Origin of the sequence: Streptosporangium sp. NPDC006013 (assembly GCF_040614275.1) — a bacterium.
Classification (GTDB): domain Bacteria; phylum Actinomycetota; class Actinomycetes; order Streptosporangiales; family Streptosporangiaceae; genus Streptosporangium.
The window spans coordinates 1-17799 of sequence record NZ_JBEXUE010000187.1; the positions used below are offsets into that span (position 1 = coordinate 1).

A 17799-nucleotide genomic window follows, 5' to 3' on the forward strand; every position below is an offset into this window, starting at 1 on the left:
ACTGTTGCTGATCTTCCACCACTCCTCGCCCTCCACGATCGGTCCCGCGGTCGCTGCGGGCTCGGTCAGCAGGAACCCCTTGGGGATCTCGGCGGTGCCCGCGCGGGCCACGCCGGTTCCGCCCAGCAGCGATCCGATCACCAGTACTGTTGCCATCGCTTGGTTGATCACAACTGTTGAGACGTGGGGCTTTCTCGACGGGTTCCCCGCTTCCTCACTGCGTCGTGGCAGCCCGCGGTTCGACGAACTGTGGCGGGAGGGACGGTCCTCCCCGGTGATGTGCCGGTACCAGACGTGGTGACGGCGGACCTGAAACGGTCCAGCCTGATCTCGTCGTCGGCCGAGGCGAATCATTCCTTGATGGAACCGATGGTACTCACTCGGAATCTTCGGGCTTGCCGGTGCTGACGAGTCCAAAGAGGTAGGGAGAGCCCTTGGTGCTACCTTCCGATGGGACGAGGACCGTCGCGCCCAGATCCGCGCCGAGCTGGACGCCTACTTCTTCCACCATTACGGGATCAGCGGTCCCGATGTGGACTACATTCTGGAGACCTTCCAGACCGAGAACGGCGGCCTCAAGAACAACGAGATCGCCAAGTACGGCACGTACCGCACCAAAGATCTCGTCCTCGCCGAATACGACCGTATGGCTGCATCCGGCGTAAGCCTCACCGTTCCCCTCATCGACGGCGAGAACTACACCTCCACCCTCACCCCCACCCCCAGGCCACGGCCACCGCCATCCCGCTGCCCCCGCCCCCCAGTCCCAACACGAGGGAGTCTGATGCCCGACGCGTCCTCCGAGTTTCAAATTCGTCTGCCTCACAGTGAATTCATGGCGCGCGGGCGGCTACTGGACGAGGTGGGGACCAACGGCAGCCAGATGTTCCTGGTGTGCGCCGGATCACCCGTCCGGCCGAACTTCGTACCGTCGTTCCCCGTGCAGATGTCGTCCTCGCACAGGTTCCGCCAACGGCTGATCGATGAGGGCTCGATCGTGGAGTCCACGACCTGGCCGGGCTATCTGGAGACGAGCCGGGACATCCCTTGCAACTCACCGTCGGCCGCTGCCGAGATCCTGGTCGGAAGAAGTGCCAATGGATGGGAGGAGTGGAAGAGCGCCGATGGGCATCCCCTGCGGGATTTTCTGCCGCAGATGGAGTGGGGCCGCAGGCGCACCTGGCTGGTTCGCGGTTCCAACGTGGCCGGGGCCGACCTTGTCCGGGATCTGTGGCTACCCAGGGAGTTTGTGAGTGTCGCGGCCGGACGTCTGCGTGAGGGCGTCGAGCAGGGCATCAGCAAGAATGAGCTGCGCGGTTTTGTGGAGGAGGACTACGAATCCATCGTTACGTACAACCAGAAGATTCAGCTGATCGATGAGCTCTATGACTTCCTGTCACGGATGAAGCGGGGAGACACCGTCTGCACGATCTCCAACAGCCGGCTGTACGTCGGGGAGATTACAGGCAAGGTCGAGCGGGTCGTCTCCGAGGGGGGACGGTCGAACCTGCGGCGTCCGGTGGAGTGGCAGAGCATCGGATACCCGTATGACGAGTTGCCCGAGGAGCTTCAGCAGAAGCTCTCCATCCAGCGCGATGTCGTTGAGCTCACCTTCGTTCAGGCCCTGGTAGCCGGGCTCGGGCGGAGCGACGAGGAGTTGGCCGAGGAGGTACGGGACGTCGAGGGCAATCTGAGTATGGAGAGCGCCGCACTCGCCGCCCGCCGGGAGGTGGAGTTGCCCGAACCGACCGAAGAGCTCGCGAACAAGCTTCTGGCGCATGACGTGGAGTGGTTGCGCGAGATACGCGATCTGCTGTCGGACGAGCGGCAGCTGATCTTTTATGGGCCGCCCGGCACCGGCAAGACCTACCTGGCGCTCAAGCTGGCCGAGTTCTTCGGTGGCGGACCCGAGCAGGTCAAGCTGGTGCAGTTTCACCCTTCGTATGCCTATGAGGATTTCTTCGAGGGCTTCCGGCCCCAGGAGGATCCGGAGACCCGGGAGGTCGCCTTCCGGCTCACCGCGGGCCCGCTCCGCGACCTCGCCGACCTCGCCTCCCGCGAGGGCAATCGGCGCATCCCGTACTTTCTCCTCATCGACGAGATCAACCGGGCCAACCTGGCCAAGGTCTTCGGCGAACTGTACTTCCTGCTGGAATACCGCGACAGGTCGGTACGGCTCACCTACTCGGGTGATGACTTCCCGCTGCCGTCGAACCTGTTCGTCATCGGCACCATGAACACCGCCGACCGCTCCATCGCGCTCGTGGACGCCGCCATGCGCCGCCGCTTCGCCTTCGTCGAGCTCTCACCCCGGACCGAGCCGACCAGCGGGCTGCTCCGTCGCTGGTTGGAACGCGAGGAACGGGACGCTGAGCCCGCCGACCTCCTTGACGCGCTCAACTCCCGCATCGCCGACCCGGACTTCCGGGTGGGTCCCTCCTATCTGATGAAGAAGGGTGTCTACCGCGAGGGCGGGCTCGAACGCACCTGGCGGACGAAGATCCTGCCGCTGCTGGAGGAGCACCACTATGGGGAAGGTATGAACGTCGAGCAGCGCTACGGGCTGCGGTCGCTGCGTGCTGCCATCGCGACCTCCCCGGAGACCGGCGAGCCCGACCCGTCATGACGGTCATCGAGCTCACCGAGCACGGAGCGGCGCTCTCGGTCCCGCTCGATGACGCCGCCGGCCGGGCGCTCCTGGCCGCTCGCCTCGTCGAGGCGGCACCCGACCCGTACCGTCCAGGACGGTGGCGGGTGAAGGCCGGAGGCAAGGTCGGTGTGGCCACGGTCGCCGTACCTGGCGGAGAGGCGGTCACTGTGCGGATCGTGCCCAAGGTGCCCATCGCCAGGCTCCTGTTCCTCCTCGGCTACAGCCTCAGCGCCAAGGGGTGGCGGAACGAGGAGGTGCGACTGGGGGAGGAGTCGGAGCTGCTGCCCGCGCTCGCCCGTCTCTTCGAGCGGCAGGCGGAGAAGGCCCTGCGTCAAGGATTACTTCAGGGTTACCGCAGCACTGAAGAGACCTCCCTCGTCGTACGTGGCCGCATCCGCGAGGCGGAGCAGATCCGCAGGCATCACGGCAGGCTCATCCCGCTGGAGATCGCTCACGATGAGTACACCTCCGACATCGCAGAGAATCAGCTCCTCCGCGCCGCCTGCGAACGGCTCTGCCGGCTACCCGGCGGCATCCCCCACGACGTACGCGGCAGGCTGCTGCGCCTGCGCGTCCGGCTGGCCGACATCACCCTGCTCGGACGAGGCCAGGAACTACCCAGCTGGCGGCCCACCCGGCTCAACACTCGCTACCAGAACGCGCTGCGGCTGGCCGAACTCGTACTGCGGGGCGCCTCCGTCGAGCACCGGCCCGGCGATGTCACCGTGAACGGCTTCCTCTTCGACATGGCCCGGGTCTTCGAGGACTTCGTCACCGTCGCGCTCCGCGAGGCCCTCGCCGACAGCGGCGGCCACTGCGCACTTCAGGCCACCCATCACCTGGACGAACGTCAAGCGATCCGGATGGTTCCCGACTTCGTCTGGCACGCCGACGATGGCCCCCCACTCGCCGTGGCCGACGCCAAGTACAAGGCGGAGAAACCCGCGGGCTTCCCGGACGCCGACCTCTACCAGATGCTGGCCTACTGCATCGCGCTCAACCTCCCGGAAGGCCACCTCATCTACGCCAAGGGCAACGCCCCGCACGCAGCCCACCGCGTCCGGCACGCTCGCATCACCATCCACCAGCACGCCCTCGAACTGGACCAGCCACCGGCCGGGATACTCGCCGAGATAGAAGCCCTGGCTCGGTGGCTCGTCGTAGTTGCACCTGTGTAGCGGGTGTTCGCTAGTCGAACTCGCCGTCCTTGACGCTACTGATGAATGTGTTCCATTCACCAGGGGTGAATTTCAGGGTGGGGCTGGCGGGGTTCTTGGAGTCTCGTACGACCTGGCCTCCGTTGGGAAGCGTCGCGACCTCGACACAGTTCTGTCCCTCCGCCGAACTGAGGGAGGCTTTGCGCCAGATGAGATCGGATTTCGTGAAGTCCATGACTTCCACCCTTACCTGATATGTCTGGTCGGGCCTCCAAGGTACGCTCCCGGTGGGGCGAAACACCGTTTGGTTCATCGCATGCCTACAGACCATTTTTCATCGCGGCCAGAATTGGAATAGCATTGATCTTTTCTTGGCTCAGGCTGTCCCAATAGAGTCCCTGCGGTCGGCGCGGTGGCCCGCACTCGATAACCTCATCCGGCGTCACGATCAAGTCGACGCTGAAGTCATGCCTGGTCTCCGGCAGTTCGGCGTCAACCACCTGCAGAGAGTGCACCGTCGTCACGATGGTCGTCTCCGGCCCGATCAACCCCGCCTCCTGGAGCAGGGCTACCTCGATGTCGGAGTAGCCGGCCCCCTTGCCCAGTCGGACGCCATGCCGGTTGACCGCGACGCTGCCGCACACGATCAGATCGACCGGCCGCATGTCGTCCACGCCGATCTTGCGTGCCACGGTCGCGGCCACCTTGCTCGACGCGGCTTCGGCCGGGGGCACAATCAGCGTCGCCGGATCGAGCAGGTAGAACGGCAGCTCCTCGGCTAGCTTTGGCACGGCCATGTAGACCAACCGGCCCTCAGCGAGTGCCCGCACCCGGACCGGGAGCTGTGCTTTGTCCGGTACGGACTTGATGACCTGGGCGGCCTGCCACACGGGCAGCTCGGCCAGGCGGTCGGCGGCGGCATCGGCTCCGAAGAAGGCGGGGATACGGCCATGGACACCGGGCGGCGCGGCCCGTTCGTGCTCCAGCAGCGCCCATACTCGCTCGCGGATCGCTTGTTTGGCCTGGTCGGTGCCCGAACTGGTCAACTTCGCTCCCTACGCCGCTGCCATGAGGGTGAGCAGACGGTCGTACACGTCCTGGACGACCGGCATCCGTCGCCAGGGACGCAGTTCCCGGCCCGCTCCGAAGACGATGCCGAGCCCACCGCCACCCCAGGTCATCTCTACCACTTCTATAGCGCTGTGCAGCCAGGCTGCGGCCTCGTCGAGCTTCTTCTGACGGATACAGGCGAGGGCCAGATTGCCGAGCACGATCGCTTGGGACTTCGACCGATCGCGGAGGGCTTGCTCAGTACCTTCAAGGATTTGTTCAGCGCGTCCGGCATCGTTGAGGAATAGGTAACAGGAGCCCGCCAACCGGCCATGTTGGGTCGGCGAGAACAGGTCAGCCGCCGCGTCCGCGGTGCCGATCTGTTCGAAATGCATTTGTGCCTGTCCCAAGGCTTGTTCGCAGTCCTGTCGTTGCCCGAGCATGGCTCGCGCCTCCGCCGCGTGCAAGATGGCGAGGCCCGCCAGGACGTAGCTGTTGCCTTTTACAGTCTCAGCCGTCTGCATGGCGAGTACCAATCCGGCCTGCGGGTCTTTCTCGCCGTAGAGGGCAACGAAGCTCGTCCGAAGCAAGGCCAGCCCTTCGGCTGTCGGATCGTGGATCTGCCGCGCGGCTTCCACGGCTTGCCCGAGGTAGGCGCGAGCCGTGGTGTGATCGCGGCGCTGTGAGGCGTCCCAAACAAGCTGACCCATGAGCGTTGCCGCTTCGGCCTCGACCGCGAACAGTTCGCGGCGTACTCGGCCTGTGGCGGCGTGCGCTCTGAGGAAGCCGACCTGCCCCAAGCACTGCCCGGCATCAGCCAATAGGGAGGTGGACGGCGCCCTGTCGTAGCGCACATCAAGCTCTTGCACACGCTCGCGCAGCCGAGCCACGGCCACCAGATCGACACTGCCGGGGTGTTCGAGGGCATGGTTCAGTCGCTCATCGGCAACCGCTTCGGGTTCTCCGGCCTCGGCGAGCAACTCGTCAAGCTGCTCGATGGACACCTGGAGGGCGCGCGCCAGCTTCGGACGCAACCAGGGCAACGGCTCGGTCTCGCCTGACTCCCAGCGCGTCACTGTCGACCGGTCGATGCCGAGCCGTTCGGCCAACCGCTCTTGGCTGAAACCCACGGTTTTCCGGCGCTGAGCGAACCGCTGTCGCCGTGATGCCATGTCTTCCGCTCCCTTCCGTCAGTCCGGGACGCGTTTCCGCTGGTCAGAGGTCTGAACGCCGCAATCCTGAGACAACGGTGCGGTGGTTCCGCTCTGGTACGTCTCCGCTACTCCCTGTTGTATTCAGGTTACGGTGCGCAGATGCCAGGGGGGAAGCGGTTATGAAAAGAAATGGATTAGCCGCGCCTTCCGATTTTGATTAATTTTCGGCATTTCATGGCGTGGCAGCCGTAAACAGTCACAGGTGAACCGCCCATGAACCGGGACGATTTCTTGTGATCGACAAAAGTTGACTACTCATAGAGGGGGTGACGGCGATCATTGAAGCTATCCGTACTCGGCTGGCCTCGTCATCGTGAAAAGGCTAACGGAGATATGACGGTGCTACCCGTGCCCAGGGCAATACCACTCGCCAAGCTTGGCAACCTCACGAAAGGTCGGCGGCCGGTGAAGCTGCGCGCCGGTGTGGTCGGTCTCGGCAAGCAGGCCTTGGAGGACCACATTCCGGGCCTCCGTTCGTCCGATGGTGCCGAGCTGGTGGCCATCTGCGATGAGAACTCCGAGATCGTCCGCGAGCATCAATACCAGCTCCGTGTCAACGGCTACACCGACTTCCGGGAGATGTTCAGGGCCGAACAGCTCGACATGGTGATCGTCACCGTGCCGCACCACATCGGCCGGACGGTTATCGAGACTGCGGCCGAACATCGCATTCATGTGCTGAAAGAGAAGCCGTTTGCCACCAGCATGAGCGAAGCGCAGGAACTCGCCAAGCAGTGCGAGGAGTCCGGCATTCAGCTCATGGTCACGCTGCAACGCCGCTTCAATCCGATCTACACCAGCTTCACGCAACTTGCCGACCAGATCGGCACGCCATTCGTCGTGGACGCGCAGTACACGCTGTTCATTGACGACCCCTCCGAGGGTTGGCGCGGCCTGACCGCCAAGGCCGGCGGCGGCTGCATCATCGACATGGGCTACCACCTGATCGACATGATCCTGTGGTACTTCGGTCTACCGGATCGTGTGCTGGCTGACGTCTCGGTGGGTGCCCGGCCAGATCGTGAATACGACGCCGAGGACACCGCACTCATCCACTTCGGCTACGACAGCGGCTTGTACGGCTCACTGCTGCTGTCGCGCTTCATCGGCCCGAAGACCGAACGAATCCGCTTGGTCGGCAGCAAGGGCATGGTGCACCTGGAGCGCGGCCGTATCCAGAGGATCACCAATGGCGGCGACGTCATCGAATCACTGTCGCGTGAGCAGGCATGGCCGTCGGCGGCTACCTGCCAGATCGACTACTTCTGCAGGGTCATCGAGGGCTTGCGGCCGAACACCAGCGGCCCGAAAGAGAACTTGGCGCACATGAGTTTTATCGCTGCTTGCTACGAGTCCGCCAAGACCCATGTCTACATCAACCCCAAGGAGATGCTATGAACTCACCCCTGGCGCTGCTCGGTGGTGCACCGACCATCATCCAGCCCGGACCGCACTTCACCTGGCCGCCGGGTGAAACCACCGCGGCGGCCGTGCTGAGCCAGCTCGGGCAAGGTATCTCGATCTACAACCGCTCGGGCGTCATCGAACTGCTGGAGAACGAGCTGTGCGACTACCACGGCACCGCACACGCCATCCTCACCAGTTCGGGTACGGCGGCGCTCCATTCGATGTACGCAGCCTGCGAGCTCGGGCCGGGAGATGAGGTGATCGTGCCCGCGTACACGTTCTTCGCCACGGTTACGCCACTGCTGCACCTGGGGGCGGTCCCCGTTCTGGCCGACTGTGACGAGTCCGGCAACCTCGATCCGCAGGACGTCGTACGACGGATCACCCCGAGTACCAAGGCCGTGGTCGTCACGCATATGTGGGGACAGCCGGCCGCGATGCAGACGCTCAAAAGCATCACGGATGAGCACGGCCTGATCCTCCTGGAGGACGGTTCGCATGCCCACGGCGCAACCGTCGACGGCCAACGGGTCGGCACCTTCGGACGTGCCGCCGCCTTCAGCATGAACGGACCCAAGCCGCTCTCGGCCGGGGAAGGTGGCTTCGTCCTGACCGACGACGATGAGGTCTACCACCGCGTGCTGCTGCACAGCCAGTACAACAAGCGGTGTCGCAGCGAACTGCCGTCCGGCCACCCGCTCTACCGTTACGCCACCACCGGCATGGGGCTCAAGTCCCGCATCCACCCGCTGGCAGCCAGCATCGCCCTTGATCAACTCGGGTATCTGAACGACTACCTGAAAGGACGTGCCACCACTGCGGCGTATCTGTGCGAGCGCCTGTCCGAGTTGCCGGGCATCATCGTGCCGGAACGGCCGCTCGGCGTGCGCGCCTCCTGGTACGGTTTGCCGCTCCGCTACGCCATGAACGAGCTTGACGGCCTGCCCATCGAGCGCTTCTATGAGGCGCTGCACGCCGAGGGGTGCCACGAGGTAGATCGGCCCGGCTCGACCTGTCCGCTCAACCTCCTTCCGCTGTTCCAGGAGCCGGGGCCACTGTTTCCCGAGTACAGCGAAAGGCTCAACTATTCACCTGGCGCTTTCCCGAATGCCGAGGCGATTCACCGCAACACTCTCAAGCTTCCGGTATGGCACAGGGGGGAGGATATGCCGCTGGTCGATAGCTATATCGATGCGTTCCGCAAGGTGACCGAGAATTATCGCGATCTTCTCTAGGGCAAGGAATCATGGATCAGCCTGCTCTCCTCGAAGAGCTCAGTGTCGAGGCCGAACGCGACGGCGTTCAGCAATTCGTCGTCGGCGCGGTCGTGCAACACGACGGCAAGGTGCTCCTCCTCCGGCGGCCGGAGGCCGATTTCATGGGCGGTATCTTCGAGCTGCCTAGTGGCAAGGCCGAGGCAGGTGAAGCACTGGACTCGGCACTGATCCGGGAGGTCGAGGAGGAAACCGGCCTCGATGTCGCCGCTATCCGCGACTACCTGGGAAGCTTCGACTACACGTCCGGCAGCGGCAAGAAGAGCCGCCAGTTCAATTTCGCCGTGGACGTGACCGCTGCCGAACCCATCAAGCTCCAGGAGCATGACGCCTACATCTGGAGCGCGCTCGCCGATGAGCCACCTGTAACGGACGCGGTGAAAGGCATTATCGGAAAGTATCGGGAACTGCAGGTTGAGTAGCCGAATTTCCTTAGTGGGATTGTGGTATCACATCGGTAATTCGGTTGCGGGGCATCACCATAACTTGGCCGCAAAGTAGAAGCAGATCGCTCAAGCGATGCACTTCATAATGCACGCGTAGCGAGGGAAATTTGCGTTCGAGACGGCATGAGATATACCCGCGTGGCTCATCGCAGTTGTATCCGTGCATCGGGTAGACGTACTCGGGGATCTACTTAACGCGCGGCCCGCTCCACCAACTGGTGTAATGCGCTCGTTTCGGTCATGGCGAGCGGAGACAATCCCCGGCGTCCTCGGGCCTGGTGACTCAACCACCAGCCCGAGGACTGGATCAGGAACTCGGAGCCCTCTGACCTATGAAGAACCCTAGCTTCATCCCCCCACATCCGGTAAGAGACGACAAGAACACCCGGGAGGCGTGCTGGGACCTGTCCGCCGATCCCGAAGTGGTCGGTGCGGCGCGGCGGTTGGCGAGGGAAGCCCTCGTCGCCTGGGGCATCTCCGCCGTCACGGAGGACGTGACCATGGTGGTGTCCGAGCTGGTGAGCAACGCGGTCGTGCACGGGCGGGCACCGATCAGCCTCTCGCTGCACCGGCACGGGCGGATCGTGTGCGGGGAGGTCACCGACCACGGCGCGGTGTGGCCGGCTCCGCTCCCGGCCGGTCCGGACGCGGAGCACGGTCGCGGGCTGGCGATCGTCACGGCCTACGCGGACCGGTGGGGAGTGGAGTCCGCGTCGCAAGGTAAGACCGTCTGGTTCGTCTGCGTGGAGCAGGGATCCCGGTGAGTGGTCCGCTGCCCGTGCTGGACATGCCCGGCGACGTGCGCGTCTGCGTGCGCTGCGGCACCTGCATCGTCACGCTGGCCGCCGCCGTACGCCTGATCTGGGCCGACGTCACGGATGGCGTGATCTCGGCCGAGGCCGTCGAGCAGATCACCGCGCCGGTCGCCGAGGTCTGGGTCGACGTGCTCTGCAACCCGTCCTGTCCGCCGGGCGACCACGAACCACGCCCAGGCTGACCGCGCTAGGCGGCCCTTCGTCGCTGTGCTCCCCTACGGACACCGCGGCAGCCCGGTGGACTCCGCTATGCGGCGCCGGCCAAATCGGCACCGGCGTCTGGTTCGACCTGCCCACCCGGCCTCACCAACCTTGAACCCCCGACCTCCGGGTTCGGCGGGATCGTCCCCACTTCCCACCGATCCGTTGAACCCGGAGCCGGTCCACGCCCGCAGGCCCCCTTGCCGGACGTGGACCGTACACAAGGCCGGCGTCCACGGACCTGATCCCCACGCGTCCGGGACGCCGGCCGCCCCGGCAGGGGCCGAAGCGGTGCCGCCGGGGCGGTTGTCGACGCTGGACCGGTTGCTGCCGGTCTGGATCGCCGCCGCGATGGCCGCCGGGCTGGTAGCGGGCCGAACGGTCCCCGGCCTGGGCGTCGCGCTGGAGGTCGTGCAGGTCGACGGCATCTCGCACCGAACGCCCCATACTCACCAGGTGCGCCGGTCGAGCTCCGCCGGGTTCGGCCCGGGGAGTCCGTCCGTGTCGCGCAGCGCGTACAGGTTGCCGTTCGAGCTGCCGACGTAGACGAGGCCGCCGGCCACGACCGGCAGGGTCTGGAACCTGCCACCGGTCTGAAAGTGCCAGCGGGGCGCGCCGGTGGCCGCGTCCAGCGCGTGCAGCGTGCCGCCCTCCTCTTGGGCGAAGACGGTGTCCTCGTGGACCGACACCTGGGCGATGAGCGGCCTGCTCCACCGTTCTTTCCCGGTTTCGGGGTCGAGGGCGTGCAGGCTCCGGCCGGCGACGTAGACCTTCCCTCGTGACGCGGTGACGTTCCACCGGCCGCTGTCGCCCTCGGTGGTGAGCCTCCATCGCTCCTGGCCGGAGGCGGCGTTCAGCGCGTACGTGCGCCCGGCGAGATCGCCGAGGTAGACGGTGCCGCCGATCACGACGGGGTCGTACCGGACGGCGGCGCTGACGCGGGCGCGCCACCGTGCCTTCCCGGTGGCGGGGTCGAGCGCGGACGCCTTCGCGCCGGTGATCACGAAGATGGCCTCCCCGGTCGCGGCCAGGTAACCGGCCGGGTTGATATTTCCGGTGCCCACGCGGGAACGCCAGCGAAGCGCGCCCGTCCTGGCGTCGAGGGCGTACAGCATGCCTTCCCGGCTGCTCACGTGGACGGTGCCGGCGGCCACGGCCACGCGGCCCAGGGTGCCGGGGACGCGGAAGCGCCACCGCTGCTTGCCGGTGGCGGCCTCCAGCGCCACGACGTGGGTGAGTCCGACGCCCGCGTACACGCCGCCGTCCTGGATGACGAGGTCATGGATGCCGACGTACCGGGTGCCGAAGCGGCGGTTCCACCGCATCCGGCCGGTGGCGGTGTCGATGGCCGCCACCCTGTCACTCCTCGCGCCGTAGAGCACGCCGTCCACGAGCATGGGCGTGGCCGGCCAGGATTTCCACCGCGCCCGGCCGGTGACGGCGTCCAGGGCGTACAGGCCGTCGTCGGCGCCGGCGTACACCACACCGCCGTCCACCACCGGGTCGATGTTGACGCTCCCGTCGGCGAGATGGGTCCACCCGCCCGTCCGCGCCGGAGGCGGGACGCGTTCCCCCGGCCGGTAGCGGGCCATCAGGTTGTCACGCACCCGGAACGCGGCCAAGCGCAGCGTCAGTCGCGACGGCGACGTCAGATGGACGATGACCGGGCCCACGTTGACCAGCGTCGCGCCGAAGGTCCCCCCGGGGCCGTGGGCGGTGTAGGAGAAGATGCCCTCGCCCTCGATCGTGGGGTCGTGGTCGAAGCTCTCGTGACGCCTGGTCAGCTCGGCGGCGGCGGCGAAGAGGGCGCCGGCGTCCGGGGACACCCAGCTCACGGAGAGCGAGATGACCCCGCCGTCGTCCTCGGGGGGCACCCAGTCGCAGGTCACGGGCCTGGGCAGGGTGAGGCGGCCCAGGGACTTGTTTCCCGGGATACGGCGGACGTCCTGGCTGAGGTCGCGCGAGGTGAGCAGGGAGCAGGCGTCCGGCCAATCGCCCGGCGGGACGCCGCCGAGTGCGACGGGGCCGGTGGGGCGTCCGTAGACGGGACGCAGGGCGGTGATCCGGGCGTCACCGTGGATGAAGGCCATATGGGAGGTCGCCCCCACGAAGGCGGTGGTGTGGGTGAGCGGCCTGTCGAGGGGGAGCGCGATGGGAGGGCCGGTGTCCTGCTCTCGCGAGTTGAGGTAACCGGGCAGCGGCCACGCGTTGTTCCAGTCGAACCTGGGGCGATCCTCGGCGTCGGGATGCCGGCCGACCTCCGGCGACGGGCTCCCTGCGGTGGCCCGCTCCAGGTGGGAGCGGGGCAGCGGTGTGCCGTCCCGCGTGAAGAGGAAATCGTCGCCGTCCAACGCCGCGATGACGAAGCCCTCCGACGCCTCCCTGAACCAGAGCCGGACGCCGACGCCCGGCGCGGTGCGCCAGGTGGTCACCGGACGTGTCCAGTTCCGCCGTAGCGTGCGCGGATCGAAGGAGTCGAGCCGCACACGGCCTTGCCCGCAGCGGCTCAGCAACAGCAGAGCCCCGGATGTGGAGCCGGTCTCTCCCTCGCAGCCCACTGCCACGGCGGCCCGCGCCCGGACGCCGCCGGTTCGCACGTCGAGCGAGAGCAGCCCGGACTCCCGGTGGAAGACGACGACGCCGTACTCGGACACCAGGATCCGCGGAAAGTCGTGCGCCCCTGGCCCCGACGGGGGCAACGCGTGCCGCCACAGCGGTCCGCCGGAGGCCAGGTCGTAGCCGTACAGGGTCCGGTCCGACGATCCTTTCCGGCTCCCGGCCACGACGAGGGTGCCGGCCGTGGCCCACGCGTCGCTGAGGGAATGGAGCGGGGTGCGAACGGTGAGCCGGATCGCGCCGGTGCCGGGATCGCGCACGGTCACCGTCCCCTCTTCCGACATCGCCATGATCAGATTCTCGCCGGACAGGAAGGAGAACGAGGCCGTCTCATCGGCGGGGGCCGACCACGCCGCCTTCCACCCCACGAGCTCCAGCGGGGGCCGCCCGTCGTCGGCGACCGCGAGCGCGGCGGCCACCGAGAGCGCCGCCAGAACCCGGAGGCAGCGGGTGATCAGCATGTCCGGCGTTTCCCGCAGGAGACCGGCCGCCAGCCGCCCTGCGGCGCCTGCCGGTAGTAGGACCGGTACCGGGCGGCCTCGCCGGTCAGCCGGAACGGCCCCCCGTCCGGTCCTTTGACCACGACCTCTTCCGTACGGCCGTCCGCGAGCACCGTGACCCGCAGGTCGAACTCGTAGTACGCCTTCTTGCCGGTGAAGCTCAGGCTGAGCGTGACCGGCTCGTCCCGTTTCAGGTCAATCTGCTTCTTCCGGAAGTACGGGGTGTCCCCGCCGGTCGTGAACCGAGGCGCGGGACGGTCGAGGTCGGCGGCCATCTCGACGGTGCCTGCCTCGCCGCTGCCGGTGAGGGCGATCAGGCGGGCACCCTTCGACACCGGCCTGCGGGCGAGGACCCGCGGCTCGATGTCCACGATGCGCAGGCTGCTGCGGTTCCCGGTCAGCGCGACGGTGACGTTCATGCTGTCGATCAGGGCCATCTGGTGGCGCGCCAGCACCGCCTCACGCTGCTTGTCCGCGTGGGCGGCCAGCATGAGCGCCCGGTCCTCGGGATCGGTCACCGGTTCGCGCAGGACGGTGTCGCGCTCGGAGTAGTCGACGGCTACGTGGCCGACGGTGATCGGGGCGGCGCCGCGTACCTGCTCGACCGTGTCGGAGCCGTGCGCGTTGTACCACTCGGTGAACACGACGCCGAACGCGGCCAGGATCACGGCGCCGACGATCCCCGCCAGCCACGCCGGCAGCCCTTTCGACCGGGCGGGATCGGACGCCTCGGCACCATCCTGTCGCTGGGCCGCGGCGTCGTGGCCCAGCGATGTGCGCTTGTTCCGGCGAGCTCTGCCCATGGGGACGCATTCCTCCACGACCGATCTTCGAGACCAGGGTAGGCACGAGCTTGAGCGCGAAGGAGCGGTTTCCGGTTATTCACGGCTGTCGGCGAGCATGTCCGGCGTGTCCTGCGGATCCGCTGCCCACTCATGCGGGAGGAGGACCGCTCGTCCGATACTTTCCGTCCAAGGATGAGGCGCCCTTCGGAGAGTCGGTCGACGCCGGTGAGCGCCTACGTGACGCGCTTTCCGCTCGCCCACCCGGGTCGCCATGCGGCGCGCGCTCGATTCGCTGATCGAACGGTACGAAGCCCATGACGAGCGCACTCGACGTCTCGCTCGCCTGGAGGCCGCCGCGCATGCGCGCGGGTCGGTGAGCGACCTCTTTTGAACGCGTTCAGCGTGCCGCGCTAGGTTGGTCTCACACGTTCTGGGGAGTCCGATGAAAATAGTGATACCTGGAGGAAGCGGCCAGGTGGGCGCGATCCTGGATCGTGCGATGACCGCTGCGGGGCATGACGTCGTGGTGCTGACCAGGCGGCCGGTGCGGGAGCGTGATGTGCGCTGGGACGGGGGGACCCTGGGGCCCTGGGCGGAGGAGATCGACGGCAGCGACATCGTGGTCAACCTGGCCGGGCGCAGCGTCAACTGCCGCTACACCGCCGCCAACCTGAGGGCCATGATGGACTCGCGCGTGCACTCCACCCGGGTTGTGGGCGAGGCGATCGCGGCCGCCGCGCGGCCTCCTCGGGTCTGGTTGCAGATGAGCACCGCCACCGTTTACTCCCACCGCTTCGACGCGCCCAATGACGAGGCGACCGGCGTACTCGGCGGCACCGAACCCGGTGTCCCGGCCTACTGGGCCTACAGCGTCGAGATCGCGAAAGCGTGGGAGCGGGAGCAGGAGCGAGCTGAAACCCCGCACACGCGCAAGGTCGCCCTGCGTACCGCGATGGTGATGAGTCCCGATCGCGGTGGTGTCTTCGACGTCCTGCTGCGGATGGTGCGGCTCGGCCTCGGCGGCCCGATCGCGGGCGGCGCGCAGTACGTGTCCTGGATCCACGACCGAGACTTCGTCCGCGCCGTCGAGTTCCTGGCCGACCGGGACGACCTCGCGGGGCCGGTGAACCTCGCCGCTCCCGATCCTCTGCCGCAGCGTACGTTCATGCGCGTGCTGCGCGCGGCATGGGGGATTCGGGCCGGCCTGCCCGCGACGAGGTGGATGGCCGGGCTCGGCGCGTTCGCACTGCGCTCGGACACCGAACTCCTGCTGAAGAGCCGCCGGGTCATCCCCGGCCGCCTGCTCGAAGCGGGCTTCACCTTCGACCATGCCCGGTGGCCTGAGGCCGCCGACGACCTCGTGGGGCGCGTGCGTGGAGGGGCCCGCGTCCCCGGGTGAGCCTCCCGGGGACGCGGACCACCGGCGGGCGTTCCGCTGGATGATCCCGGGGACCAGGCTGGGCGCGTAACTACGGAAGCGACGGGTCCGCTCGTACAGCGGCAGCTGCGTTTCCTGTGCCTGCCGCAGACCGGCCCGTTCCATCGGTGCCCGCGCTCTGTTTGAGAGTGGCGAGGAAGCTCTCGGCCGCGTCTTGGACCCGGTCTCGGTCACCGGTGGCGAGCAGGTCGAGCAGCAGCCCGCGGATCGTCGCGATCACGAGTGTGGCCGTGCGTGTCGCCGTCGCCGGGTCGGTGTCTGGTCCTTGCGCGTCGACCAGGGTGCTCATCCAGTCGGCCACGACGTGCTCCAGGAACTCCGCGAACTGCTGCGGCGCCTGGAGAGCGCGTCCGTAGACCGCGAAGAACAGCCTGAACTCCGCCCACTGTTGCGGGTCGGAGGTCCGCGTCCAGACCGCACGCGCCGCCGTCGCCAGGTCGGGCTGCTCGCCGGCCGTATCGCTGGTGGCCACGAATATGCGCTCGCGCAAGCGCCCGAGGATGGTCTCGAGCATCTGTTCCTTGGTGCCGAAGTGATGCACCAACGTCGTGGCCGAAACCCCGAGGGCGGCAGCGACGGGCCGCCACGACAGCTCGGAGAACCCGTGCTCGACCGTGTAGTCGACCACCGCATCGAGCAACTCGGCCCGCCGCTGATGGTCCACGGGCCGTCCCGCCATCACTGCCTCCGGCTGTTGGTCTCAACTTGACTTTTCTAGTACGACTGTACAAAGAATAGTGACTGACTTCAAGGGCCGCCCGCCGCGGATCCGCCCGGTAGGCGCCCACGTCCTGGAGGTTTCCCATGCGCGTTTTCGTCACCGGAGCGTCGGGCTGGATCGGCCGCGGGCTCGTTCCCGAGTTGACCGCCGCAGGTCACACGGTCATCGGGCTCGCCCGCTCCGATGCCGCGGCACAAGCCCTGCGAGGCGCGGGGGCCGAGGTCCGGCCGGGATCACTCGACGACCTCGACACCCTGCGCGACGCCGCCGCGTCGTCCGACGGGGTCATCCACCTCGCGTTCAAGCACGACATCGCCTTCACCGGCGACTTCGCCGGCGCCACCGACGCCGATCGCGCGGCGATCGAGACCTTCGGCGAGGCCCTCACCGGCACCGGCAAGCCCTTCGTCATCGCCTCCGGCATCCTCGGCGTGCTCGGGCTCCCGTCCGGAGTCGTCGCCACCGAACGCGACGGACTGGCGGATGCCGGGGATGGCAAGGGTCCGATCAGCGGCGCAGGCGGGCGGATGGGCAACGCCCACCACACTCTCGCGCTCGCCGACCACGGGGTCCGCTCCTCGGTCGTGCGTCTCCCGCCGGCCACGCATGGCAATGGCGACAACGGGTTCATCTCGACCGTGGTCGGCTTCGCGCGCGAGAAAGGCGCCGCGGCCTACGTCGGCGACGGCGCCAACCGCTGGCCGTCCGTCCACCGCGACGACGCCGCGCGCCTGTTCCGCCTCGCGCTTGAGTCCGCGCCGGCCGGGTCGGTGCTGCACGCGGTCGGCGACGAGGGCGTCCCGATCCGCGAGGTCGCCGAGGTCTTCGCATCACACCTCGGCGTTCCCGCCGTCTCCGTCACCCCCGAGCAGGCCGGAGAATACGTCGGCTGGCTCGGCGGCTTCTGGGGAGTCGACGGCCCGGCCTCAGCACAGATCACTCGCGACCTGCTCGGGTGGCAGCCGACTCGTCCGGGACTGATCGCCGACCTGAAGGAGGGCCACTACTTCGCCTGAGCACGTCCGGATGCCATGGTGACCTCCATCGTCGGAGGTGTGCGCGAACTTGCGCCGGCTGACCTTCCCCCGGCGTGACGAACCGGTAAAGGCCTCCGGCCCGTTGACCGCTGCTCTGGCCGGAGCCGGACACGTCGGCGGGGAGACGCCCCTGCCTCTCACCGGCCGGTGCGGGGGGTGCAGGGCTCCGCCGGTGAGGCCGTCGCGGGCCAGTGCGGTGGCGCGGTCGCTCAGCTCGACGAGTTCCCGGACGCGCCGTTCGAACTCGTCGAGGGTGCGGAAGGCGGTGCCGTACAGTCGTTGGTCGTCGATGCTCATCTGCGGGATGCGCGAGCCGCGGATGTCGGTACGGATTCTCTGAACTGGCGATAGCCCGGGAGGGAAGATCGTGATTCTCCCGCCTCGGCGCCAGGGACTACTGTCGCGAGCATGGTCGAACACGATGCCCTCGGTGCCACCCGCGAGGCTTACGACGCTGCTGCCCTCACCTATGCGCAGCTGTTCCACGA

Annotated in this window: 15 protein-coding genes and 2 pseudogenes; 10 read left to right on the plus strand and 7 right to left on the minus strand. The window is 67.4% G+C overall.

The window, feature by feature from the left end:
* Window positions 1-532 precede the first annotated feature (532 nt).
* Both ABZ260_RS26185 and ABZ260_RS26190 read left to right on the plus strand, forming a co-directional pair.
* Complete coding sequence (locus tag ABZ260_RS26185) at window positions 533-2626, plus strand: DUF4357 domain-containing protein (protein WP_355622698.1); 2094 nt, start codon at window positions 533-535, stop codon at window positions 2624-2626.
* The gene (locus ABZ260_RS26190) at window positions 2623-3828 is read left to right on the plus strand and encodes a hypothetical protein (protein ID WP_355622701.1); all 1206 of its coding nucleotides are present in this window, start codon (window positions 2623-2625) and stop codon (window positions 3826-3828) included. Before ABZ260_RS26185 ends, ABZ260_RS26190 begins: the two co-directional genes overlap by 4 nt.
* 10 nt (window positions 3829-3838) lie before the next feature.
* Here the strand turns inward: ABZ260_RS26190 and ABZ260_RS26195 are convergent, their stop codons facing one another.
* The 3 genes from ABZ260_RS26195 to ABZ260_RS26205 all read right to left on the minus strand — a co-directional run bounded on the left by ABZ260_RS26195 (window position 3839) and on the right by ABZ260_RS26205 (window position 6029).
* Window positions 3839-4042 (minus strand): DUF397 domain-containing protein, encoded by a 204-nt coding sequence (locus ABZ260_RS26195; protein WP_355622704.1) that lies wholly within the window; start codon window positions 4040-4042, stop codon window positions 3839-3841.
* A gap of 85 nt (window positions 4043-4127) precedes the next feature.
* Window positions 4128-4853: a 5-formyltetrahydrofolate cyclo-ligase gene (locus tag ABZ260_RS26200; RefSeq protein ID WP_355622707.1), complete on the minus strand. Its 726-nt coding sequence runs from the start codon at window positions 4851-4853 to the stop codon at window positions 4128-4130.
* Between the two features lie 9 nt (window positions 4854-4862).
* Window positions 4863-6029, minus strand: coding sequence for a helix-turn-helix transcriptional regulator (locus tag ABZ260_RS26205; RefSeq protein ID WP_355622710.1), 1167 nt, complete (start codon window positions 6027-6029; stop codon window positions 4863-4865).
* A gap of 447 nt (window positions 6030-6476) precedes the next feature.
* On the opposite strand from ABZ260_RS26205, the gene ABZ260_RS26210 reads away from it, so the two are divergent.
* From ABZ260_RS26210 to ABZ260_RS26235, 6 genes and pseudogenes are all read left to right on the plus strand, one after another.
* Window positions 6477-7469, plus strand: coding sequence for a Gfo/Idh/MocA family oxidoreductase (locus tag ABZ260_RS26210; RefSeq protein ID WP_355622713.1), 993 nt, complete (start codon window positions 6477-6479; stop codon window positions 7467-7469).
* Window positions 7466-8713, plus strand: coding sequence for a DegT/DnrJ/EryC1/StrS family aminotransferase (locus ABZ260_RS26215; RefSeq protein ID WP_355622716.1), 1248 nt, complete (start codon window positions 7466-7468; stop codon window positions 8711-8713). Before ABZ260_RS26210 ends, ABZ260_RS26215 begins: the two co-directional genes overlap by 4 nt.
* 11 nt (window positions 8714-8724) lie before the next feature.
* Window positions 8725-9174, plus strand: a complete 450-nt coding sequence (locus tag ABZ260_RS26220) for an NUDIX domain-containing protein (protein WP_355622719.1) — start codon at window positions 8725-8727, stop codon at window positions 9172-9174.
* 356 nt (window positions 9175-9530) lie between these two features.
* A complete protein-coding gene (locus tag ABZ260_RS26225; RefSeq protein WP_355622722.1) occupies window positions 9531-9962 on the plus strand; it encodes an ATP-binding protein in 432 nt (143 codons plus the stop codon).
* Window positions 9959-10195: a hypothetical protein gene (locus ABZ260_RS26230; protein ID WP_355622725.1), complete on the plus strand. Its 237-nt coding sequence runs from the start codon at window positions 9959-9961 to the stop codon at window positions 10193-10195. Before ABZ260_RS26225 ends, ABZ260_RS26230 begins: the two co-directional genes overlap by 4 nt.
* Window positions 10196-10505: 310 nt before the next feature.
* A pseudogene (locus ABZ260_RS26235) lies at window positions 10506-10646 on the plus strand (arsenical-resistance protein); the annotation flags it as partial.
* A gap of 17 nt (window positions 10647-10663) precedes the next feature.
* On the opposite strand, the gene ABZ260_RS26240 reads toward ABZ260_RS26235, so the two are convergent.
* Together ABZ260_RS26240 and ABZ260_RS26245 are read right to left on the minus strand one after the other, a co-directional pair.
* A complete protein-coding gene (locus ABZ260_RS26240; RefSeq protein WP_355622728.1) occupies window positions 10664-13291 on the minus strand; it encodes a PQQ-binding-like beta-propeller repeat protein in 2628 nt (875 codons plus the stop codon).
* Window positions 13285-14133 (minus strand): hypothetical protein, encoded by an 849-nt coding sequence (locus ABZ260_RS26245; RefSeq protein ID WP_355622731.1) that lies wholly within the window; start codon window positions 14131-14133, stop codon window positions 13285-13287. Before ABZ260_RS26245 ends, ABZ260_RS26240 begins: the two co-directional genes overlap by 7 nt.
* 424 nt (window positions 14134-14557) lie before the next feature.
* Here ABZ260_RS26245 and ABZ260_RS26250 point away from each other — a divergent pair, with 424 nt between their 5' ends.
* Window positions 14558-15514, plus strand: a complete 957-nt coding sequence (locus ABZ260_RS26250; RefSeq protein WP_355622734.1) for a TIGR01777 family oxidoreductase — start codon at window positions 14558-14560, stop codon at window positions 15512-15514.
* Window positions 15515-15584: 70 nt separating this feature from the next.
* Here the strand turns inward: ABZ260_RS26250 and ABZ260_RS26255 are convergent, their stop codons facing one another.
* Window positions 15585-16217 (minus strand): TetR/AcrR family transcriptional regulator, encoded by a 633-nt coding sequence (locus ABZ260_RS26255; protein ID WP_355622737.1) that lies wholly within the window; start codon window positions 16215-16217, stop codon window positions 15585-15587.
* A 140-nt stretch (window positions 16218-16357) separates the two neighbouring features.
* Between ABZ260_RS26255 and ABZ260_RS26260 the strand changes: the two genes are divergently transcribed.
* Window positions 16358-17290 (plus strand): SDR family oxidoreductase, encoded by a 933-nt coding sequence (locus ABZ260_RS26260; protein ID WP_355622740.1) that lies wholly within the window; start codon window positions 16358-16360, stop codon window positions 17288-17290.
* Here ABZ260_RS26260 and ABZ260_RS26265 read toward each other — a convergent pair.
* A pseudogene (locus ABZ260_RS26265) lies at window positions 17201-17799 on the minus strand (hypothetical protein); the annotation flags it as partial. The gene ABZ260_RS26260 and the pseudogene ABZ260_RS26265 overlap by 90 nt on opposite strands.